Raw genomic sequence first — 23,968 nt, 5'->3', positions numbered from 1 at the left:
TAGTTGTACGATTTTGGGCAAAACCGGAATATGGCGTTCAAATAGCCAACGTTCTACCCTATAGAATGATATAATGTCCATATGAATTAATCCTACCGTTTTCTTATAAATTTTGCGGGATTTCCTGCCCAAACTTCATTGGCTGGTATATCTTTGGTCACAACAGAACCTGCTCCAATTATAGCTCGCTCTCCAATTGTTACAGGTTTTACCACCAAAGTATTCATTCCGAGATAGGCGCCTTTGCAGATATGAACCTTCCCCCTGTCGTAACTTCCAGTATTAGGATTCATGAAATGTGTTACTATTTTCACCCCCGATGTCAAACGAACACCTTCTTCGATAAAAATATCTTGTGGATAATTTGTGTCAAATATGACGCCCTCACCGATAAACGTTCTTTTGGGGCTGATTATCTGCACTCCACCCCATTTGCAAACTAATGGTCTCCATGCCCTTGATTTCATGGGTAGATGTTGGAGGTGTAAAAATATTAGCTTCTTGATTCTCAGAATATTCATAGCTCAATATATTTCTTTAGTGTATTTTCAAATTTTCGGACAACAACGGATGCAACAAAATGGGTTTTCGCATATTCGGAATTATATATTGATACACTCCTCATTTTAGCAGGATTCTCGATATATGGTTTCATTGCTTCTGCAAAAACTGCCGGATCTAACGAACTTGATATATATCCCATCTTTCCATTTTCAAAGAAATCTATTAGGCCACCCACTTTTCTGGTAAAAATAGGGAGTCCGAAAATCATTGCTTCCAAAACCACAGTTGGCATACCTTCCGTATAACTTAGAAACAAATACATATCGGCGTTAATGTATTCCTTTTTAAAATCTTCCCCACGTAACTCTCCAGTAAAACGGACATCCTTTATTTTCTTATTCTCAACATATTGTTTCAACATAGGAAGTTCTGAGCCATCACCGACAAAGGTCAATGTCAGATCCTTGTATTGTGACTTAAGTATTGAAAATGTATCGACTGTTTCATATACACCCTTGGCCTTTTCTATTCGCCCGCTATACATAATGTTTTCGGCTTTTCCTTGTCTCATCGAAAGGTCAAAACCTGAAATAAAATAATCGGGTACTTTTGTCGAAGTTAGATGTATATCAGATTTTATCCCCCTCCTTATCAATTCATTCTTGAAATCTTGGGATAACACAAAAATACACAAGGCCTTATTCAAATTGGCACTTATCCATTTCCAATCTGCATTTTTAGCATACTCGAAATTGAAACCATGAATAAATACGGATGTTTTCTTTCTGAAAAATCGGCAAATGTTTAAATATATAAAATCTCGTTTTAAGGCTTTATCTCCAAGCGATGGGTTAAGTAGTACTATATCAGGTTTAAAGCAAATCAATCGGATTATAAAACGGATAATTAAAAATGGATAAAATATATTACGCCAAGGCTTACGACCGAAATAAAAATATTCAATATTTTCTTTCCAATACTCTTTAATCCCTAAATAATAATTAGTTACTCCTCCATATCCGGATTTAGTGGGAACAGTTATTAATACCCTCATTGTTAGTGTTTCAATTGATATGATTAAAATAATTAAGAACATTGAACATCAACGGTTAATCTATTTTCGTTTTCTGATGTTATGCCTTTTTGGTTGTTCGTATTGGTAGCTATCCATAGACCATACATCAGCACGATGAGAAATTCAGATTACAAAATTTTTCATCATGAACATAGATTACTAAACCATAAGTTTAGTTGGAACAACATGTGCCTCTGTTCAACTAATGGTGTAACAATGAAATACAATACCGGTATAATTGTAACCATAGTTATTAGTAGCTGGGACTTAAAACTCAATTTGGATTGAATATCCATAACCCACATATATGTAAAAACATATAAGAATAGCACGGCAAGTTTGAAGAATCTATCATAAAAAGTCAAACTGACATATCCGAAATTGGCAAAAGACAATAGGAGAATACAGAACCCCCAGAATTTGACATTCTGCTCCCAAAATTCTTTCCCTATTTTTTTATATAGTATATAGATCACAGCCAAGACACCGAAAACGGCAATTGTTTCACGAAGCAAATAGAACTGATTACCATACTCGCGTATTTCCTCTGCATACTTTCCAACAGACTGTATGATATTTTGATTCCTAACGCTCTCTTTGACGTAGTTTTCAAATATGCCAAATTGTGCGATATTAGTGACAAACGCGATTTTCGCAAAGCGAACGATGAATGATACGATAAGAATTAAATAGTACACTTTAAACCTATATCGCAAGAGTAGGTTTAATACAGCCGCGACACATAAGGCGAGTAGTGAATAGTGAAAACAAATACATAACGCAGATAACCAAAGGTACTTAACGGCTCCTGAATTAAGGTATCTCAAATAGAAGCCAGTAAAAACAAATGCTCCGCTCCAAAAGCGAAAACCGAGAAACCAATAGTATTCTACAGTAAAAATCACTCCCAGGAAGAGTAGCCATGCAGGAATTGACATTTTCTGCATATATAATGGCTGGAGTGGTTTTACGACTCCAAATATAAATAGAGAAGTATATACCACACACGCACAAGCAGAGAAAAAATTCCGGTTATCAGCAATTAAACCAATGAAATATTTAAATAATACAGGATATATTTCTTTGCCATATTTTGATGTTCCAGAGTCCATCCATTGCTCAACCAATGATTTGTCGGCAATACGATGAAAATGCTCATAATGAACCAACAAATCCATTTGTGGCTCATAAAACCAACCAAAATAGAAAGAAAAGATAATAAATAGAATGGGGGCAAACCTTTGTCTGAAAAACATTAATGACAAACACAGTCCTACAAAAGGAATAAATGTCATTATTACAGACAAGATTACAATTAAGGCTAAAGAAATAGCCCAATGTCGAGAATTAGTATCTATATTGTATATCCTATTGTTTATCAACATTACCAACTCTTACTTTATTGGCTAAATATAGGCGCAAAACCAAACATCCCACGTTCGCTATAATCAAAGCCCAAATAACACTTCCTATGCTAATACTGTGAGTAAGAATCAAGACAAGGACAACAATGATGTATATGATTGCAGAATAAATGGTTGTCATATTTACCTCATTGATTTTTCCAAGTACGCCCAAATAAGGGAAACCGAACATGTCAGCTGGCACACTAATCGCCAATAAAAGCAAGAATAGGTTGAAATACGTGGTTATACTTGCTGTTTCAGTCTTAATAAAAATCGGTATAAGATACGGTGATAAGAAATATATACAAGCTAAAGCGATTGTATTGGCAATACATAAAAGCAATACCATCTTAGTCGCTCTACCCATATTTTTTATCCTTGTGAAATATGGGTAAAATATCTGAGATAAAAGCGGAGAAACAAATGATGAATACGCATTATGAAGTTTTTCCGCAGCTGTATATAATCCGACTGCAAAATCTCCAAGAATAAAGCCAAGCACTAAGGTATTCATTGTTTTATAGGCTCTCATCAAAAAAGTTGATGAGAAAAACGGAATACTATCCTTAAGATAAAATTTCACTTCTTGTGCCGAGACTATTTGAAGTTTGATCCCGTATCTTTTTTGGGCAATGAATAAAGCGACAATACCTGAAACAAATGTTTCAAGAGCATAGCACAACATCACCAATGCATAATCATCAGTAGACTTAACGATTAAAAAAATAGGCAATATACATAATAGCTTTATTGGCACGCTGATACGTGTTATATATTTAATGTCCTCCATTGAACGGAAAAGCCAATAGGGAGCAATGACAACCCCTATCAAACGAATAAAGGCTAATATATAAAGCGTGAGTTCATTCCTTAGTGAAGGAATCAACCCTACAACTAAAATATAAACAAATAGAGAACAGAGTATGAGAAAAAACTTACATTGCAGAATAGAAGAAACTATCCTTCCCAATTTTTCTTGATTGTCTCTATTATTGACGACATGCCTGACATTAGATAAATCGAAACCGAACTCATTGAATATCTGAAAGTAAAAGCTAAATATAATGGCAAAATTTACAAGACCGTATTTTTCTACTCCTATAACGTTCAACAAATATGGAATTAGTAGAATTGGTATAATGCTACTGAAACCATAAAGGAGAAACTGATTCCAAATATTTGACAACAATCTTGATTTGAAAACTTGGCTTAATGTCATCTTCTTAAAGCAATAGATTTTCTGTAAATCTGCAATCAGTATATGTGTACGTTTATTGGGAGGGTAAGTCTTGGTAAACTTAATGATTGTCTACCTCTATTGCTTAAATATTCCACAGAAATCAAGTATCACTTTATCATCTTTCCACGGTAGTTCTTTGAAAGGTGTATGGGCTGTAAGGAACACAACAATATCGGCTTTGTCATAAGCCTCTTTATAGTCTGTCAACTTGAACACGTTATGTTCTTTCACATTTGGCTCTACCACTAAAATGTTGGCATTATTACATCCTTGCATTACTTTAGTTGTGATATATTTTGCTGGAGATTCACGCAAATCGTCAATGTCCGGTTTGAATGCCAACCCCATCATTGCTACCACAGGCTTACAGTGATTTTTCAGTTCAAATTCAAACATGGCGTTCTTTACTTTTTCAGCACAATAGAACGATTTATAATTGTTGATTTCGCGTGCTGTAGAAATTATGCGACTTTCAACCGGAAAATCCGCTGTAATGAAATATGGATCGATAGCAATACAATGACCTCCGACTCCACAGCCAGGTTGCAGGATATTTACGCGCGGATGTTTGTTGGCAAGCCTGATAAGTTCCCAAACATTAATCCCTGCCTTGTCGCAAATCAATGAAAGTTCATTGGCAAAAGCTATCTGCACGTCACGACTGCTGTTCTCAGTCAGTTTGCACATTTCAGCGGTCTTGCAATTAGTCCGATGCAGCGTCCCCTGTACGAACTGCGAGTAGAACTCGATTGCTTTTGTTGTACTTTCTTCGTTCATACCGCCAATGACACGGTCGTTATGTACCAACTCATAAATCACATTGCCCGGAAGTACACGCTCGGGGCAATAGGCGATATAAATTTTACCTTCCAATTCAGGACGCTCAGCGAAAATTAAGTCACGCATTTTATCAGTCGTACCAACGGGTGATGTGCTTTCAATTACATATAAGTCACCTTCCTTGAGAAAAGGAAGTACAGCACGAGTTGCCGCCTCTACATACGAAATATCAGGCTCATGATTACCTTTGAACGGGGTGGGAACAACCATAAAGTAAGCGTCACTTGTCTCCGGCTTCGTGCTTGCGTGCAATGTCCCGTTTTTCACAACTTCTTGCAGCATTTCTTCCATCCCCGGTTCAATGATGTGGAGCTTACCTTGATTGGTCAGCTCTACAACTTTGGGGTTGATGTCAACACCCGTTACCTGTACTCCGTGCTTTGCTGCGATAATGGCTGTAGGCAATCCGATATAGCCCAAGCCCATAAAACATGCTTTCATAAAATTGAGTTTAATTGAAATTCTTTTGATTGGTCATTCATACTTTTGAACAGTTCATCCAGCTTTTTCACAAAATTGTCTTTTTGGCTATCGGAAAGTTCCTTATCTTTTAACTGCTCTATAATGGAATGATAAAGAGCCTTTTCTCCGCTTGTCATCTTGTTGTTTATTAATAGGAATTTTTGTTATAGCTTGGCTATCCATAGCCGCAATAATCTTGACTATAAATCAAGCAGTTTTTGTACGTTTCTTGTAACGCTTGTACAAATGAACTTTTGAAATATACTGTAACTGTGAATATCTGTCCCTATATAAGCAATAGCCTGTTCTCTCATAAGAAACATGGCCTTTTTCTTAATCCGGTTGCCATACATACCCGCTATTGATGGAAGATTAATCTGGAATTTCACACCCATGTCTTTTAGCTGTCGGTAATCCGATTCATCCATATAAGCATAACGCTCCGGATGGGCGAGAACAGGGTGGTATCCTTTAGATTTGATGCGAAGCAGGATATTTTTCAAGCCCATCGGAGGACTGAAATAAGAGGTTTCCACCAGCAGGTGGTCGCCATTCTCGCCTAAAGGTAGCAGGTCATTCTTTCCCAGCCGTTCCTCAAAGAGATTGTCAAGCATGTTTTCCGCTGCAAGGTGCAGTTGTACGCCACCTGTGTAAGCAGCCTGCAATTCTGCAAAACGGTCGCGAAGATGGGCAGTCGTATTGGGAATGTCTTCCATGATGTGCGGTGTGAGCCATACGGATTTGATCCCTTGCTCCTCATACAAACGTAGAATTTCCAAAGATTCGTCCATCGTTTGTACACCGTCATCCACGCCCGGAAGAATATGCGAATGATAGTCTGTAAAACCGATTAGCTTTATTATATTTTGTTTTTCCCTTTTTTTAAAAAACCACATATAATGACATAAAACTTTTTAATCATTCCCGATTCCACATGACATATATGCGGAATCCGGGAATGAATTGATTGTCCCGGTGATAAACTTCACCACCAGTTTCGCTTGCCGAAATGATTTATCAACCCGGCCCCAACACAAGCTAAACCGATACAGATAGCCGCAGGAGGACAGATAAATCCACCAGCCAATACTCCGGCTTTTGTTGCGGCAACCACTCCGACTCCTTTGGTAATCAATGCTGTTTTACCAAATACACCTACAGTAACCATACCCGCACCGAATAAGGTCGCTTTGTCTTCTGTAAAATCGTTCTGTGCCATAGTTGTGATTTTTAGTGAAACAATAGGGAAATCAAATTTACATTCTTACTCCGTATTTAATTGCTTGATAATCAACGATTTACTCTATATATTTTTCATCGGAACCATAGTGATATTCCGAACCGTAACCATAGTGATAACCATACCGATAGCCATAACGGTATCCGTAGCGACCACCGCTTCCCTCGGTTCCATTCAGGATCAGGGACATGTTCTTGTATTTTTTCTCCCCGTAGATTTTCTCCAGTTCAGCAAGCATACTCAGTTCAAGCAATCCTGCACGAACCACGAAAATAGTACGGTCAGCCAGCTTCTCGATTATCTGCGTGTCGGCCACCAGTTCGATGGGCGGACAGTCAATCAGCACATATTCGTATTGTTCCCTTACGGTATCTATTACCTGTTTCAGCCGGTCGTCGAACAACAGTTCGGTGGGGTTGGGAGGTATGGTGCCGACAGGAAGGATGTCCAGATATTTCTGTTTCGGATTGGTGACAATTATTTCATTGAGATTGTCAATCCTGCCGCCAAGATAGTCGCTCAACCCCTTGGTAGGAGAGTCGATATAGGATGACGCAGAGCCGTGACGCAGGTCACCGTCGATTACCAACACTTTCTTCCCTTTAATGGCAAAGCTCACGGCGATATTCATGGTCAGGAACGACTTGCCGCTGCCCGGATTGAACGAGGTCACGATGATGACATTCGATGCCTTATCCTTGCCAGTCATGAACTCCAAGTTGGTACGCAATACACGGAATGCCTCGTTGATGATGTCACGGCTGCCCTCCTTGACAACAATGGCCCTGACTTCCTGTGGTTTCTTTCTGAATATTCCTTTCTTCTTTCTTGTGAACAGCGGAATTTCACCGATGAACGGTACGGTTACGCTTTCCAGATCTTTTCTTCCCCGTACACGGGTATTCATGTTCTCACATATAAAGATAATGACTACCGGAATAAGCAGTCCCAAAGCACACGCGACCATTAAGATGTTTTTGCGCACGGGTGACATCGGCAACATGCTACCGTGGGGCGGGGCAACAATACGGGTATTGTAGGCCGTAAATGCCTGTGAGAGTTCGTTCTCCTCACGCTTTTGCAGTAAGAACAAATAAAGAGCCTCCTTTACCTTCTGCTGGCGTTCCACCGAGAGCAGGTATTTGGCTTGTGTAGGGTTAGCTGCTATACGTGATGTTGTCTGTTGCTCCGTCTGCCGCAAACTTTTTATCTGCGAATTCAAGGTTACTATCTGATTGTCGATAGACCTGATTATCGCCCCACGCATGGATGCCAGGGCCTGATCCATATCAACGACCAGCGGATTTTCCGTACTACTGTTCGCAACCAGGCTGTTGCGCTGCAACAGTTGTTTGTTGTATTCGGCAATCTGCGATTCAATATTGGCGCTTTCAATGCCGGAATTGGCCGGAAGCAGTTGGGTACGGTTGGCGTCATTGGACAAATAGTTCCGGATGTAGCGGGTCATGTAGAGCTGGTTGTTCAAAGCCAGAATCTGCGCATTCGTCTGGCTGCTCTGCGCCATATACATGCTCGAAGCCGCCTGCACGTCGGGTAACAGATGTTCGGACTTGTAGGATGAAATGTCCTCGTCCACGTTGCCCAGTTCCTGTTCGATTACGCCCAAACGCTCGTTGATGAACATCGAGGTGCTGATAGCGATCTGGTTCTTGTCCTTCACCCAGTTCTCATTATAAACGGAAATCAACATGCTCAATACATCCTCCGCCCGTTGTACAGAATTATCCCTGAATGACAGGTCGATAACTGACGCTTTCTCATTATTCAATGAAACGGACAGATTGGACGAGCAGGAGTTTACAGCATCATACAAACTGGATTTACCTACATACAATGTGTATGTCTCGCCTTTCACATAATTGGGGGTTGCATGGATAATGATTTTCCCTAATGGCGTAGTGATGGAGTCGAGCAAGCGGCCCTTTATATCCTTTCCGTCGAGCTCCGTCCCGTTACGTGTAAAGTCGGATAAGAGTAATGTGCTGTCTGGCTGTACTTCCAATGTAAACCCAGCCGATTCGTTTTCAGGAAAGTCACTTATCGTTACATCCACTGGTAATGTCAGTCCATAGGCCACCTGACGGTGGAATTTCCCCGGAACGAAGTAATTCATATCCAAACGAAATCGTTTAACTACCTCGGTCATTAAAGCCGGCGACTGAAAGGTGATGAGTTCGTTATTTACATTGGTGCTGGACTGGAACAACCCAAACTCCGAAAAGGATTCCAGATCCGGGGAAACCGACTTGCCTTTGGAATCCTCCTTGATCAACACCGAAGCAGTGCGTGTATATACGGCAGGGGTACACAGCAGATAGACAGCAGCAACACCTGTCGTTATCGCCAAAGACAGGACGAACCACTTCCACCTCGCGAGGCACAGGTACAACAGATCCTGTATCCGCAGGAAATCATCCGGCTGTCCCGGTTTTGTATTCTTTTGATTTACGGCCATATCAGATTCTATATTTATTTCACGATCAACACGGTAATGGTGGTCAGCAGCGAGGCCAACGATAACCAAAAAGAGGTAGACCGCACGTTGTTCCCATTGACTGTCGATTGTCTTGCCCTGACCGAGTTAGGTTCGACATAAACAATATCGTTCTGTTGCAGGTAGTACACGGGAGAAGCATAAAGGTCATATCCCGAATTCAGATTGACCCGGTACAGGGTCTTTTTGCCGTTTTCCTCCCGCTGTACCAGCACGTTCTCCCGTTTCCCGTAGACGGTAAGGTCCCCGGCCATGCTTAAAGCGTCCAGGAGCGTCAGCCTGTCCTTGTCGATATTGAAACGTCCGGGGTTGGCGACCTCACCCAACACGGAAACGGTCAGGTTCATGAATTCCACTGTTACTACCGGATCTTTTACGAGGTTTTTCGAGATCAACTCTTCTTTTATGCACAAGGCAATCTCCTCGCGTGTCATTCCCGCCACATGGATATGCCCCAGCACGGGAAAATCGATATTTCCATCCTTGTTTATCGTGTATCCTGACATTCCTTGATTGTTGGATGCTTCTGATCTTATACCGATTTGTCGGGATATAATCGGAAGGTTGAAAAGGTCCATCAACAAAGGGTCTTTGCTGTTGACCAATATGGAAATCTTGTCTTCGGGACGTACCCTGATTTCCAATGGATTAAGAACCTGCTCTGCCATACCCGGTTTCAGGTCCGTAAAATAAGCGACTTTCGGCGCGGCACATGATCCTAGCAGGGAAGCCACGGTCAATAAGAGTAAAATGTATCTGATTTTCATATTTCATTGATTTTTATTTGTTGGTTGCCTGTCTCGACTGAAGCTGTCCGATACGTTTCGTCAGTCGGATATTGGTGAAAGTCCATATCAGGATATCGACTAGTACGATCCAGTTTACATTCAGATAAAGGGAGAGAAGAATATTAAACAGTATGAATACGGTCGATACGGATATGACGATAATCATGACACTTCGCTGCTGCATTCCGACAGCAAGTAGTTTATGGTGGATATGGTTCTTATCCGGCAAGAACGGGTTCTTTCCGTTGCGTACCCGATGCAGATAAACCCGGACCACATCACAGCAAGGAATCAGCAGCGGGGAGAATGCCAGCACCATCGGATTTATATGTACCGTATTATCATCTGTCCCACACATAGTCAACTTGAGACTGAGAAGACAGAGCATCATGCCAACGGTCAGGCTGCCTGTGTCACCCATGAAAATCTTTTTTCCGTGCTCGGCATTCCCGAAAACATTGTAATAAAAGAACGGCACTAACACCCCTAATGTGGCGAACGCCAGCATGGCATATATATACTGGTGAAACATAAGAAAAGTCAACCCATAAAGCAAACAGGCAATACTGCATAGCCCGGAAGCCAGTCCGTCAATGCCATCGATCAGGTTGATGGCATTGATGATGAAGACCACGAACAGAATGGTCAGAGGATACCCCAGCCATAATGGAACCGAATGAATGCCTAGAATGCCGTACAGGTTATCGATATATATACCACCGGCGATAAGCATCATGCCGCACAGAATCTGGATAACGAACTTGGCTCGATAACGGATGCCGATCAAGTCATCGGCCATGCCAACCAGATACAGAACCATGATGGAGCAGAAGGCGAAAGCCAAGGGCCGAACATCGTTCTCGATTTCGGACAACATCTCCGAATGCCCCATAACCATATTGATCCCCAGCAACAAGGCTACGGTGAAAAACACTACCGGCTTGAATGCGATGCCGCCCAACCGGGGCACGGCACAATGATGAATCTTCCGTTCGTCGGGAAGGTCGAATAACCGCTTGCGGAAAGCGATCAACAAAATCTGGGGAATGATGATACCCGCACAGAACACACAGATCAGGAATGCAATACTGCAATTAACTATCCAAAAAATCATATTATGTCAGAATTTGTTCTTTACTTGTGCAAAGTCATGGAAGAGAAGAGAATTTCATCACCTCTTTTTTGTGCCATTCCTTGTACCGCTTCATCGAGATTCCTATCCCAACAAGTTCCCTGTACCCTGATACTTTCTTTCTGAAGATGTGATTTTTGCCGTAAGCCTGGAGTTCGTCATCCGAGATGCTGACCATTAAAACGGGAAATGGGTAAACTTTATGCCTGAGTACAGTTACATCGTGTGTCACGAACAGCTGACTCAATTGGTAGGCGGATTCTTCGAATGCGTGCCAATAGTCACCTGCTCCATACAGACGAATGAATCGTCCGGTTGTATCTTCTGTGTGAATGATGTCGAACAGGCATGTTTCGATGAGTTCCATCAATGGCATCCAGCAAGGCTCAGTTCCGGAATTGTAACCATTCATTACTTTCAAAAATGTTTCATCCGTTGTCGGGAATTAGCGTATATTCAATTTTACAAAGCCAGAAATGCAGGTTTTATCCTCATTGTAACATGCGCCGGGCTGTTCTGTACAGATGCATTTGTCAAAACAGATAACAGAAACCAGTACTCATCTTGTTCCGGAGCATAACCTTTAATATCCGCAGCTCGTCCGGCAGGTCATAATCAATGCACACCGCTTTAACTTTGGACCATATATCATCCAAAATAGAGTCGGGCTTACATATCATTATTTTATAATAGCCTGATATATTCGGGATTGACTTCCACCCCTACGGAAAAGAACTCGGGCAGCTCCACTAACAGACGTTTCGTTTTCGACCCGCGTACAGTCAGCAATTTTCCTTCATAACCGTCCAAAGGACCGCCTACAATACGGATGTGCCGTCCGCACATAGAGGGTGTCAATTCGCCAGGAAGATCATATTTCGGATTTTTCGACACACTTACAGCATGTATGAACCGCTCCATGTCCGCATCAGCGACAGTCATCGGATTTTTGTAACCACCTCCCTTCTGGAAACGATACTGTATCGTGGGATACTTTTCCACAAACGGATCAATAGCTTCCTGGGTATCATGAACAAAAAGCAAATCCTGGATAAAGGGAACTTCTTCCCGAGTCCGTTTGCCGCCATGAACACTCAACTGCTCTTTCATGGGAGTGAACACCTCGAAATGCTCGTTCAACAGTTGCTTGTATGCGGGCAACTTGGCATTGGCCCGTTTAAGGTCGCGCATCACGTACCAGCATGTCTGTTTTTCACCTTCCGAAGTAGCCATATTTTGGATTTAGGACAATTCTTCTAATCCTGCAAGATTGTAAATTATACTACATATCAAGCAGTTACAAACATTCTTTTCAAAAGCTGGAGAATAACTTCCCATGTCAGTATATCTGTTCATGTTTACACCATAAAAGATTCCGTTATCTCACACATGCACAAAATCTCTGAAGCCGTTTCCGGCTCCATCTTCTGCTACTTCTCTCCATAAGAGAAGTATTTGAATATAAAATTGGTTGTAATCAGCTAGTAAACAATATTTGTTTTATTTGCTTGGAAGACGATTCACTTAACAACTGTTGAGTAAAACCTATAACATCTGTTTGAAATGAGGCACTCGGTTGAAAATTATATCATTTTTATATTGTTATTTTCAGTGAATTGTATAATTTTGTATCCCAAATACTTCTCTTATGGAGAGAACGGAATTTTTGTCGAACAATCTCTCTATAACTTACACTCAGACTTATTTGTAACAAAACCTTTTTTGCTTCATTATTGTTAGTCTGAACTTATCGGTCATACACTTCCCAATAATTAGACGTTTTCATACTATATATTATGTACCACTTTACAGCGCATGACGAGGATACTTGTTTTCATGCCAAATTTTTGTCACTTCATGCTAAGTAAGTCTAAACGGGTTTCAAATGGGCTACGTTCTGTAGATAAGGAGCAAGTTTTCTTTTACCCGCATTTAATTGCTTATTTCCTCTATAAACAGAGAAAAAATTTTTGTTTTCCCCAACAGATAGTAAGTAACTTAACTCTATCTGTTTATAGAGAAAGTATGGCGAAGTTGGAAGAAAGTTGGTTGACAGTAAATTGGTATATAGATTCCTTGTTTTTATAAATCAAGGTATAATGCTGGGTCCCCAATAACAGTATTTTGAGAGAAGATGTAGTATTTATCTGTATTTATCGCAACCGGATATTAAAAAATGTCCATGATGCTTGGGGGTTCCCCAAAAGTTGATAGTCGATTGAATAAGATTGTCAGCTGCGTTGAACCTAAATCGTTATCCGATATTATGCAACACTTAGGATTAAAAGACAGAAAAAAAATGCGATGAATGTCCATCTAACCTTGATGATTATTAGAGAGAGTGTATTGAAAAATGACAGAATCGGATAATCCTGCAAATCATTTTGATAGTAGGTATCCTAATTGAATTTTGTCAGACTGTCTATGACAGCTTATCTTCCGCAACGGAGCGGCATACGAAAGCCGGTTATTTATTTTGTTTTCCTTTTTTCTGGACGATTTCGTTGTGCTTTTCGACCAGTTCGGGGAAATTCCTTCTGATGAACTGCCCGAACGAGCAGTCGTTGAACCCGAACCGCCTGGCCAACGACTTCACGCTTTCGGTTGTCGTGCCGTACAGGTGCATGGCCTCGCTGTATTTCTCCATGCTGCGGCGGGACACCGCGCCGCCCGTATCCGTCCTGACCATTCCCTTCCGGGCATACAGTTCCGGCTCGTGTTCCTTCAGGTAGCTGCGGAACGCTTCGGGTTGCAGCCCGAACTCGGCGGCGACCTGTGCCGTCGGCAGCCCGCTTTCTTTCAGCCGGCGGATGGCTTCGGCATATTTGGCCTTTGTCGCGGGGTTGTATTTCCGGACTTTAGACCAGTCCACTAGCCGCCCTTCCTCGTAGGGGATATTCTTCCGCCTGCATACCAGGTCCAGATGCCACCTTTGCAGGTGCTCGTAGAATCCCTTCTTCGACACTCCCGTCTTCCCGGCTATCCGTGCGGCCGACATGGGTGTCGTGGCATACAGATGCACCGCTTCGGCATACTTCTCCACCAACTCCGGAGAGGGGGCGTGCACGGTACCCCGACCGGTGATTTCCCCTTTCCGCTGCCGTCGGAGAGCCTTCTTGCGTATCCTGATGCGCCGCTTCACCAGATCCTTATGGTAGAACAACAGGTGCTGTTCCAGTCCGGTATAGGAAAGCCCGCAGGAGTCGGCAACCTCCGGCACCGTGACATACGAGTTACCCTGCAAGAGCCTGACGGCCTCAGCATACTATTCCTTGCAGGAGCGGCGCGTGCCGCGCGGCAGCCCGTCACCGATACCCAGCCAATCGCGCACCTTCTCGCGCCATTCGATTATCTCGGGGTAGTGCGTACACGGCTGCCTGCCCAGATTCGTGCCTTCCAACCCGAATTTACGTGCAATCCGATATGCTCCATGCTCCCGCACGCCTCGATGGTATCCTTGTATTTGACACGGGTAGCGGGCAACTGTCCCCGGAGCTGTCCCAACTTAATCTGCCCGGCCTCTTCTTTGCTGCACAGTATAGCGTAACGGGCCAGCACGAGTTCACGGTGGTACTTGGTCAGGTAACACCGGAAACCCGATTCTGTCACTTCGCAGATACGGCATATCTCACAGCCGGAAAGCTCCGTGGAAGCGTACATCTCGATCGCTCGGCGGTATTTCTCCTCCGTCTCCGGCCTGATGCCCCTGAAACGGTTGCTCTCCTTACTGTCTTTTCCGGATGTCTTCATAGGCTTTCATGAGGCATCTTTCAGGACAACCGTTCTTCCACCTGCTCGAACGAAGCGTCCTTGAGTATCACCCGTTTTTCCGCATCGAGCAGGTAAAGGGTGGGCATCGCCTTGAGGTCGTACACCTGTTCGCGGGTAAGCCGCTGATCGGCATCATAACCATCTATCCAACCGGCGGGAAATTCCGCCTTTTCCCACGCGGGGGTCTTGCCCTCCACACACACGGAGAGGAGTTTCAGACGGCCGGACTCCAACAGGTCGTTCACAACCGGGGACAGGGTGAGCAATTCCTTCACCCGGCGGCAGTCCTCGCAATCGGGGTCGTTGAAGTAAACCAGCACGTAGTCGGCCTTTATGCCGGAGAGCTGCCTGCGCCTGCCGTCCCGGCAAGTGACGGTGAAATCCGCCGCCACGTCTCCCGGACGGTTCTTCATGGCTATTTCCAACAGGTAGCGGGGACGTATCTTGTCCGTATCGGACAGGCAGGGGTTGTCCAGCAGTGCCCGCAATACGAGGATATGCAGTTCCTCGTCATGCATGGGCGAATTGGGCTCGTAGAGGTACTTGTCACTCAGCCCGATGAAGTGATACAGCATCTCCTGTCCGGTTGCGGCGCGGCGGAAAAGAGTATCGATGGCAGCCTGTGCCCGGTCGGTATAGGGCAGGATGCCGAGGAAATCGACAAAGGCCTGCTCGGTGATTTCAGGACGGGAGATGAGCGACGTATCGGCAAAATCGAAGTGGTCCCAGTAATGCAGGGACAAGTACGCCGCCCTGTCTTCAGGCGCCGTCAGCGTGACAGGCACGTCGGGCAGACGGAATTCCTTGGTTTTCTGCTGTTGGGCATGTGAACAGGAAACGAGACTCATGCCCAAAAGACAGGCGAAAAAAGTATGATTCAGCATCTTCATATCTTATGTTGTTAAAAAGGCGCCGGATGTGGAAACGTCCGGTGCCGTTGCATATACCGGTTCGGAAAATCTCATTCGCCGGCAGACGGTTCAAGTACGATGTGCGGACTGGCAAACAGGCTGGACAGGCTCGGGTATGTCGCATGATAAACCATGCCTCCGTCACCTGTGTAATGCAGTTCCACCTCGTCCGTGTACCAGTTAAACTCATATTCCTTGCGAAGCCGAAGTTCGTACTGGCCGTCGGCTGTTACGCTTACCGACCCGATACGGCTTCCGTTGCGGGTACGCTCGAAGGATACGAAAGCATCCTTCGGTATGTTTTGCACCACGCCGGCGGTATTTTTATATTGAAGCGTCCCGGCAATCGATTGGTTCGACACACGGAAAGTCTTGGAATAATACACTACCCGGCTTTCATCGGACGAAATCACGATGTCCCCGGCACTTACGACGCTATTCACAAGGAACGGCAGGGTCTTGCGTTCCCCACGCTGACTGGAGGCAATATTGTCCGTGTTAGCAATATCATCCGTACCATATCGCCGTTCCGTCTCCCGCTTGGCATCCACGGTATAGACAAAACGCCCGGGAATCGTGGGATGCGCTTTCAGTTTGGTTCCGTCCAGTCTGTTTTCCGCAAGACGGCCGGCATCGATTTTCAGCATAGGCGCGTCGATATAGATTTCGAACGCTTGGCCGAAAGGATCCACCGACTTGTTGTCAAAACCGGCAAAGCTCGTCACATCGATGCCGATATCCACCCGCTGGTCGGGTTGATATGTCCATTCCAACGGGGTGACTTTTTCCGGTATGTCTGCCGGTATGGCACCGGATGCTACCGTGCGGTCAGGCTCGTCGGCCTCTCCCTGCCAGTCGTTGTTGCCGTACTTCACGCGGGCTCCGAACCGGAACGGGGTGTAGTTGGCCAGCTCGAAAGTCGTACTGCGGTATGATCGGCCGCCATATATACCGGGATTATCCTCGTTTGCATCTTCCGGCAATACCGGTCCGAGCCGGTTGTCGTTGGAGGCGATGTGGATCACCTCGGCGCTCCGGGCACGGTTGGTCTTCATGTAGATGGAATATCTTCCGGTACCTTGCGACGGGCTGCTCAAAACTTCAGTTCTCGGTTTGAACATCAGCATACGGCCACCTTGGGGATTGTTGGTCTGCCACCAATTGTTCGATTCATCGGGATAGAATTTGCAATCGAATGCAGTCACTCCGGCATCGGGTTCCTCACCGTCCTCGTAATAATCCAGGTATTGCGAGTAGAGCAGGAATTCGTCTTTGCCTTGCGCATTGGCAGGATTGTCGTTCCCTGTCCCTTGATCATTGTCGGACCTCTCTGCCAGCAGCATGTCAAACTGCACGTTGGCTCCTTTTTTCTGTGGAACCAGACGATAGTATATCACTTCATCTTGTACGCCCGAGCCTACGGCATCGTATTTGTTCAGTCCCTGCACCGTGATGGATACGAGATTGGTGGAGTATTTGAACTTGCGCCGCATCGTTTCGAAATATTCGGCTTCGATATAGAGCGTGCCCTCGTAGCCGTTTTCCTGATTCAATATGTTCTCGAAATAGACACGCTGGACGCCGGGACCATCGGCCGTGTAGACAAATTTGTAATCCGGCTCTTTGCCTTGATAGACGGAAGAGATTTCACCGCTGCTGTACCAGTCATTGTCCGCCTCGCGCACCACGGGCAGTTCCATGCCCGAAGCGTTGCGGATATCCAGATCGCCAACGGAAAGGTACACATTCATCGGGAACAGCTCCTTGGGACAGCTTTCGGGTATGGTGAACATGGCCGTAACATGGGCACGGTTGTTCTTGTTGGCACCGTTCCCTAAATTACCGTATATTTCCGTCCCGACCCATGCAGGCACGAAAGACTGCTTCCTGATCGTGATGACCTTGATTTTGCGTTGCAGCCGTCCCTTCTTGACAAGCAGCGTACCTTCCAGTTTCTCGTTATTTTCCAAACGAAGCAGGTGTATCTGGATATGTCCCTGTCCGACACCGTTCACGACCTCGAATTTCGTCTCGAATGTCTGCGTCGCCACCCCGTTGTCTATCCAGGAGACCGTTGCGGCATCGGCTTCGGTGATGGCTTTGTCATTTTTTCCTTTAATGGTATAATTGAGCGTGTAGCTGCCTCCGTTTTCCGTAAAGCTCTCGTCCAGTACGACAAAAGTCTTCTCTACTGTCAGGATATAGTCCGTATCTTCCACCTCGTTCACTTCATCGGAAATGGAAATCCATACGTTGTTCGTGGCTGCCGCTTCCAACGCCTCGGCAAAGGAGGCCTGACCGAAAGATAGCGCGCCCTCGATGTGAAGCTTGTAATGGTGGTTCCGGCGCACGAGGAGCTGCTCGCCCTTGTCGTCAACCAGCAGGACACGGTAGTATTTCTCTTCGTCCTGATCCGGAAGATGTCCCCGAAGAATTACGCTGACAGGGGCATCGGCACTGTTCTCGCACTCGAAGACATACTGGTTCATGCTGGATGTCACGTCCGTAATATCGCTCATCTTGGCATCGTTCACGGGAAGCGTGACGAAGGGGTCGTCGCTGGAAGGCCACGTGAAATCAAAGCCTTTCTTCGGGTGGTGCGGGGCCACCGTTCCGAAAGCGTTGGTGTTGCAGACCGCAAAGCCCGTAATCACGATATGCCCGTTATTGTCCGGGTTGTCGACGGAGATTCTCGCGTGGTTGCGGATCAGTTTGACGGAATTGCCCGAGGTGGCCATCTGTTCGGCTATATTGCTGTCGTTTCCTGCATCGCAGGCGAAACGGCCCCAATAGATCATGCGTCCGGACGAGCCCTCCAACACTGCCATGACCTCGGACTCCGACTTGTTGCGGAAACTGTCCTCCTTGAATTCATCCATATTCTGGTTGGCCAGGAAATGGATGGTCCGGGTATTTTCGGGCACCTCAGCCTTGAATGTGCCCTCCATCTCCCCCGGGCCGGGCTTCTGCACCGTGACACCGGCCTTGACGGTAGAGATGAAAAGCCCGTAACTGTCAAAGCAGAAAAGTGTCATATCTTGCACTCCGCCACCGTCAGGGTCTACCGCACGGGTGACGACTTCCTGCATCGCAGGAATTTCCGTCTTGAAATTCAGCATGATGTAGCCGTCGCGTGCCTCGGTCTGCGGATTCTGCCACAACTCGCTTTCGCTGCACGAAGCGAGCAGGGCCGATACCGCAAGCAGGGCGACAAGCTTGTCTATTATTTCCTTTATCATATTTCGTTTCTTTTTGACAGGTTTCTACGTTTATTCCTTTTTACCGTAGGCATCGCGTACACAGGCCACTCCGGTACCGCTAACGGTGTATTTCTCATTATAAAATCTTCCGCTTGCGCTGTAATAGTACTGTCCGTTCAAGCGGTAGTCTATGGCGTCTGCATCCTGGTCTTTCGAGCCCTGGAATTTAAAAATGATTTTAAGTTCGGCTTCTGTGGGCAGGCGCCAGTCATCCAAGGTAACCGTCCTATCGGTTTTCGGGTCTTTATACGTTTCTACATAATGCGCGCAGTGCTCGCGTGCAACGCGGACACTGTTGTCACTCCCGTCCAGCTTCAGGTTTCCTCCTCCAACTTGGAATTCGCCTACACAGGAACCTATCATGAATGACGGCGAGACCAATTGGGCATTGTCCTGTCCCGGATCCGTAACCATAAGTTCCGGATGGTATGTATCCTGGACCATACGTGGACGGCCAAGAGTATATTCACTGGATGTCCCTGTCAATACAATGGTGTACATTCTGCCGTTAATTTCGCTATAGCGGGATTCCCGAAGTCTGTTTGAGTTTGATGTGTAATAGTATTCATATAAATCAGACTGTCCGCTTCCATCATTCCTCAATTTTGCTACTTTTGAAACGAAGAATCCGTCCGGAGGACCTCCAAATAAACCATCTGTCCCCGTTAGGTATCTATATTCTCCGTTCCAACTGGAGATATTTCTGGTGGCAAGGGCGATTCCGGTAATTTTATCACCTACATATTCATAGGTAGTCGGGTTAGGATCTGAATTCTTGAAATCATCGCGGTACGAGTACCACCCCTGGATATTCGTGATATATTCCAACGGATACTGCTCAATGGTTACGGTACGTTCGTTGCCGTCCTCATTTGTTACCCGGACTTCGATATAACGTATCGTATTGTTCCTGGGGAGGTCGCTGTGTACATCCAGCTTGCCGTTGAGCCCCTTGTCGGGAGTAATGAGGATGTTGCCATGGCTGCGCCATCTGTATCCGGTACTCACTCCCCATTCGTTATCGTTTGGATTATCGGGGTATCTTTTCTCCAAGTTCTGTTCCCTTCCGAACTTGTCTATATAGTAAACCCGGGTAATCTGTGCCGTCACTTCCGACGAGGAGGTGAAGATCAGGCTGGTGCGGTCGTCCTCCTTGTTGTGCATTTCCAGGTCGTACCGGTTGAGCACAAGGAAAGTCGGGCGGTCCCCGCCTCCGACATTTACCGTCTCGTCTATCCAATTCTCCACGGTATATTTCAAATCCGTCAACTGCACCGGTGTGGAGGGATTTTCCGCTCCGGGGGCATTGACCGTTGCCGTTACCCTGTAGCAGGTGTTGCGGTTCAGGGCCTTGCCGTTACAGACAGGAATCTGGTAGTAGTTATCGGGACGCAGTTGCGGGTCGGTATCCTTCTGGTAAGTCAGGGGAATGTTCATCACCAGGCGCACTTCCTGCTCCATGGAACTTCCATTGTCCCAAGCATGGGCATACATGTAAGCCGTTACGGTAATTTTGTTCGCCGTCCACTCAAGATAGCCGCCGGAGGTCTGGGCGGTATTCCTCAGCTTTGCCGCACCGTCCGCACCCGCCACTACCGATGTGGTATAGGGCATATTGCGCAGGTAGTAACCTATGCCTTTGGAATCAAAAGTCACGTCTTGGCCTTTGTTGATGGTCACCACGACTTTTGCCGCTGCCCTGCGCAGCGTGACCGCCAGCCGCGTGTCATTCCCTTGCGAGCCGTCGTAGAGGACGACCGGAGCAGCAACCGCCGGTTCATCGTTCCCTTCGGGATAGGCTATGCCGTCCATGAGGAATGTTCCCGGGACACCTTCAATGTCTTTCCCTGTCAGGTGAATGTTCTCGTCCTCCTGCGTCATCGCCTTCAAGGCGTTCAGGTTCGCGAGGTTTTCAAAATCCTTTTCCGGGTGGGTGCTGTTGGCGATCAGATACACCCAATACCTCTCATTTTCCGTAAAAGACGACCGTTTTACGGGCAGTGTAATCCGTCCCGTTTCATTGGCTGACGCGTTCACCCGGTCGCTCCACACCTTCGTTTTCTCGTCGGTATCGTTGAAAATCAGCACGTCGATATGGCTCACTGCGACCTCCGCCCCTTCGGCCGGTACGGTAGCACGACTCACCGGCAACGCTCCCGACGAGATGTCGAGGATAATGCTGTTGCCGTTACCTCCTGTCTGCCCGCCGGGGAGATCGTCATCTTTGCTGCAAGCGGCAAGAAGCCATGCCGCCGCACAACAAATCATCATATTGTATATAATCCGTCTCATCGCTTGTTAGTTTGTAGGTATGTCAACCTGTTTGATTACAATCTTCTCGGTGCTCTCGCTTCCTGTCCAGTTCGTGGCTCCGCTCTGCATGTTGATCAGCAGGAGCGAGCTTCCCGAAGGATCCCACTTCGGGGTATAGGCGATGCCCAACGAGAACTGCTTGTCCACGTTCTCGCCTTTCAGTGCCCTTACCCGGATTTCGTACGCTGTATCGGAAGCCACATAAGGCGGTGTCACGAGTGTGTTGACACCATCCACGTTTTGATATACCGTCAGTTCATAGTCTGCGGCTGTGGCATCAAACAGCGTGGGCTGCCATTCCTGTCTCACAGGACCTGTGATGGTGAACCTAAAAGAGTAGGTTCCCGCTGTCGATGATGCGCCGCCATTGTAGTAAACCGTCGGCTGCGCGTAGGGGGCGGTCCCTCCACCGAAAGGTTGCAGCAGTTCATAGGAAGGGTAATCGAACTCCAACTGATAATCTCCACCGTCCTCCCAGTCGGCCACATCGTATGCGACAGTTATCTTGCCGCTGTTGTGCATCAGGCAGCATACCGCATAATACTTGTTCCTTTCAATGCGTGGCATATAGACCAGACCTTCGCGCGGCTCGCTGTCGAACGTGTAGCCGATTTTGAGGATGTTTCCATGCTCATCACCCGGTGTGTTCCACGAATCGCTGCCCCAAGGGTTCTCGAAAGGATAAAAAGGAGCCCCCAGTACAGGCGTGTAGTTTTCGGGGTTCTGCCTCTCTTCGGGCGTGATATTCGTGGCCAGCGTCTTCGTTACCGGTGCTGAAGAGGGGACGAGTGAAAACTCGCCGGTACCAGTGGCGCCTGCCAGTTTCAGCGTTTCGTCGGTCTGTGGCATCAGGTAATTATACGCACGCGTTCCGGCTTCCAGCAAGGTCAGGTCCGTTACACACAGCTCTCCTGCCTCACCTGCTTCTTTGGCCGCGAACACGCCCAACTTGCCTATGGGACGCTTCAGTTGGAACGTCAAGACATCTTCCAGCGGTGTATGCCCCGAATGGCCGGGGTCGATCGGCTGACGGTTAGAAAGTTTCGAGAAGTCGATTGTTTTGGATTCCTTGCCGAACATTGGAAGTCCGTAGGCTTGGACATCTCGTGTCAGCGTGGTAAACGTGAAATCATTTAGTTCCGCTTCCGTAGTATTTTCCGTAAAGGTTTTCTCGGCACCTGGGGTACTCATGGCCTTCTCGTTCGCGATGATGTAGAAGTCTACCGTTTCGGTAGTCAGGGAAGTCATCGTCAGATCCATCCAGAATGTAGCCGGAGTCTCCATGTCTCCGCTCCGGAACTCGTGGCCCGCCAGTTGTCCTTTTACAAAGGCATAGACACGAAGCGAGTGAATGGCCGATTCTTCGCCGGTCGGTGTGCCGTCGGTTTCGCCGACAGCGCATGTCCCTACGTTGAGCCGCACTGCCACATCGTGCCGTTCCCCGAGCGATGCGGCATCTTCCTTGACGCACCCGCACGGCAACAGGCCACAGCACACTGCTGTAACTGCCCAGTATAATATTTTTCTTGTATTCAGCATATTCTTTTCGGTTCGGTCTAAAACTCAGGTTTCACTTGTTCGATGTACCATTCGGGTACGCTTACCGTGATTTCTCCCGACTTGAACTCGATGCGTATCGGGATGAGCACTTCATGTTTGGAACAGTCTATAATAGGATTGTCGGCAAGGAACCTGGCGAGGTTGACTTCGGCCAGCGGTTCCCCGTTCGGGGCGGCGCTCAGGCGGATGTTCACGTTCTCGTGGTTCTTGTGACGCATTATGTTGGTACGGGCCGTGAGCAACGCTTTTCCGGCTTCGTATTCGGTTTCAAGCAAATAGTCGGTTGCCTCCCCACAGGCCCGATTCTCAAAATCGGTACAGGGCGAGACTCCGCATATCTCAAGCACAGGCAGCGAGCCTGCGCGGGTTCCCGGGGCGGGAACTCCGGCCACTTCCACCGACAGATCGTAGTGAGAGCTGGCGAACTCTATGGTTTTGGTCTGGTTTGCCTCTTCATCACCGCTGTAAGGCAGTACGGTATAAGAGGTCGTAGCATAGTAAAGTGAATCGTTGCCGGCAACCTGTTTCTCGTCGAAATAATCCCCGGCGGCAAAGAGCATCCGGCCGAAATCGCCCGTGGCGATGCCATCGACCTTCGTGTGGTGGGTGTTCCCCAGGCAGACAATCCGGTAGTCTCCGGCAGCGAGCGGGGGAAGCGTAGCCGTGCGGTCCTTGACCTGTTCCTCTGGTAAGATACTCGAATTGACGCATCGATTTTCTGCATCGAATACGAACATCTCCACCCGGCAGATCTTGTCGGGGAATATTTCCGTGGTGCCGTCGCCCTTGTAGCTGAGCAACAGCGTGTTCGTGCTCAGACAGTCGTCCAGATCCTCACGGATGCAGGATGTGGCGGCTCCGGCGAGCAACGTCAGGCAGAAAACAATATTCGTCAATTTCATATATATGTGATTGAAGTGTTAAAGGATAGACAGGGCGGAACTTTCGCCC

The 23,968-nt window shown here is 46.5% G+C and carries 20 protein-coding genes; all 20 read right to left on the bottom strand.

What is annotated here, in order from left to right; all coding sequences use genetic code 11:
* Window positions 1-92: 92 nt before the first annotated feature.
* The gene (locus KB554_RS05125) at window positions 93-521 is read right to left on the bottom strand and encodes an acyltransferase (protein ID WP_004303995.1); all 429 of its coding nucleotides are present in this window, start codon (window positions 519-521) and stop codon (window positions 93-95) included.
* Window positions 518-1,558, bottom strand: a complete 1,041-nt coding sequence (locus tag KB554_RS05120; protein WP_017140882.1) for a glycosyltransferase — start codon at window positions 1,556-1,558, stop codon at window positions 518-520. Before KB554_RS05120 ends, KB554_RS05125 begins: the two co-directional genes overlap by 4 nt.
* A 164-nt stretch (window positions 1,559-1,722) precedes the next feature.
* Window positions 1,723-2,874 (bottom strand): EpsG family protein, encoded by a 1,152-nt coding sequence (locus KB554_RS05115; protein WP_227043624.1) that lies wholly within the window; start codon window positions 2,872-2,874, stop codon window positions 1,723-1,725.
* Window positions 2,875-2,947: 73 nt separating this feature from the next.
* Window positions 2,948-4,204, bottom strand: coding sequence for an oligosaccharide flippase family protein (locus KB554_RS05110; RefSeq protein WP_004303994.1), 1,257 nt, complete (start codon window positions 4,202-4,204; stop codon window positions 2,948-2,950).
* A 96-nt stretch (window positions 4,205-4,300) separates the two neighbouring features.
* The gene (gene wecC, locus KB554_RS05105) at window positions 4,301-5,506 is read right to left on the bottom strand and encodes a UDP-N-acetyl-D-mannosamine dehydrogenase (RefSeq protein ID WP_004293527.1); all 1,206 of its coding nucleotides are present in this window, start codon (window positions 5,504-5,506) and stop codon (window positions 4,301-4,303) included.
* Entirely contained in the window at window positions 5,503-5,664 is a 162-nt protein-coding gene (locus KB554_RS05100) for a hypothetical protein (RefSeq protein WP_004293528.1), read from the bottom strand. Before KB554_RS05100 ends, wecC begins: the two co-directional genes overlap by 4 nt.
* 63 nt (window positions 5,665-5,727) lie before the next feature.
* Window positions 5,728-6,423, bottom strand: coding sequence for a CpsB/CapC family capsule biosynthesis tyrosine phosphatase (locus tag KB554_RS05095; protein WP_004293529.1), 696 nt, complete (start codon window positions 6,421-6,423; stop codon window positions 5,728-5,730).
* An 89-nt stretch (window positions 6,424-6,512) separates the two neighbouring features.
* Window positions 6,513-6,746 (bottom strand): hypothetical protein, encoded by a 234-nt coding sequence (locus tag KB554_RS05090; protein ID WP_004293530.1) that lies wholly within the window; start codon window positions 6,744-6,746, stop codon window positions 6,513-6,515.
* Between the two features lie 79 nt (window positions 6,747-6,825).
* A complete protein-coding gene (locus tag KB554_RS05085) occupies window positions 6,826-9,243 on the bottom strand; it encodes a polysaccharide biosynthesis tyrosine autokinase (RefSeq protein WP_004293531.1) in 2,418 nt (805 codons plus the stop codon).
* A 14-nt stretch (window positions 9,244-9,257) separates the two neighbouring features.
* Window positions 9,258-10,049: a polysaccharide biosynthesis/export family protein gene (locus KB554_RS05080; protein ID WP_004293532.1), complete on the bottom strand. Its 792-nt coding sequence runs from the start codon at window positions 10,047-10,049 to the stop codon at window positions 9,258-9,260.
* 13 nt (window positions 10,050-10,062) lie between these two features.
* Window positions 10,063-11,184, bottom strand: a complete 1,122-nt coding sequence (locus KB554_RS05075) for an MraY family glycosyltransferase (protein WP_004293533.1) — start codon at window positions 11,182-11,184, stop codon at window positions 10,063-10,065.
* A gap of 34 nt (window positions 11,185-11,218) precedes the next feature.
* Window positions 11,219-11,614: a hypothetical protein gene (locus KB554_RS05070; protein WP_004293534.1), complete on the bottom strand. Its 396-nt coding sequence runs from the start codon at window positions 11,612-11,614 to the stop codon at window positions 11,219-11,221.
* A 272-nt stretch (window positions 11,615-11,886) separates the two neighbouring features.
* Complete coding sequence (locus KB554_RS05065; protein WP_211035110.1) at window positions 11,887-12,435, bottom strand: UpxY family transcription antiterminator; 549 nt, start codon at window positions 12,433-12,435, stop codon at window positions 11,887-11,889.
* A gap of 1,234 nt (window positions 12,436-13,669) precedes the next feature.
* The gene (locus KB554_RS05060) at window positions 13,670-14,422 is read right to left on the bottom strand and encodes a hypothetical protein (RefSeq protein ID WP_004303991.1); all 753 of its coding nucleotides are present in this window, start codon (window positions 14,420-14,422) and stop codon (window positions 13,670-13,672) included.
* 45 nt (window positions 14,423-14,467) lie between these two features.
* Window positions 14,468-14,602: a hypothetical protein gene (locus KB554_RS13380; protein WP_257006555.1), complete on the bottom strand. Its 135-nt coding sequence runs from the start codon at window positions 14,600-14,602 to the stop codon at window positions 14,468-14,470.
* Window positions 14,603-14,972: 370 nt separating this feature from the next.
* Window positions 14,973-15,863: a DUF5106 domain-containing protein gene (locus tag KB554_RS05055; RefSeq protein ID WP_004293538.1), complete on the bottom strand. Its 891-nt coding sequence runs from the start codon at window positions 15,861-15,863 to the stop codon at window positions 14,973-14,975.
* A 71-nt stretch (window positions 15,864-15,934) separates the two neighbouring features.
* Entirely contained in the window at window positions 15,935-19,123 is a 3,189-nt protein-coding gene (locus KB554_RS05050; protein WP_004293539.1) for a hypothetical protein, read from the bottom strand.
* Between the two features lie 30 nt (window positions 19,124-19,153).
* The gene (locus KB554_RS05045) at window positions 19,154-21,436 is read right to left on the bottom strand and encodes a fimbrial protein (protein WP_004303990.1); all 2,283 of its coding nucleotides are present in this window, start codon (window positions 21,434-21,436) and stop codon (window positions 19,154-19,156) included.
* Between the two features lie 6 nt (window positions 21,437-21,442).
* Window positions 21,443-22,996: a fimbrial protein gene (locus tag KB554_RS05040; RefSeq protein WP_004303989.1), complete on the bottom strand. Its 1,554-nt coding sequence runs from the start codon at window positions 22,994-22,996 to the stop codon at window positions 21,443-21,445.
* A 17-nt stretch (window positions 22,997-23,013) separates the two neighbouring features.
* Window positions 23,014-23,919, bottom strand: a complete 906-nt coding sequence (locus tag KB554_RS05035; RefSeq protein WP_004293542.1) for a FimB/Mfa2 family fimbrial subunit — start codon at window positions 23,917-23,919, stop codon at window positions 23,014-23,016.
* Window positions 23,920-23,968 lie beyond the last annotated feature (49 nt).

Source organism: Alistipes sp. Marseille-P2263 (assembly GCF_018101075.1).
In the GTDB taxonomy this organism is placed as follows: domain Bacteria; phylum Bacteroidota; class Bacteroidia; order Bacteroidales; family Rikenellaceae; genus Alistipes; species Alistipes dispar.
The sequence above is the reverse complement of the archived record's forward strand: the minus strand, read 5'-3'. Positions and strand labels throughout refer to the sequence as shown.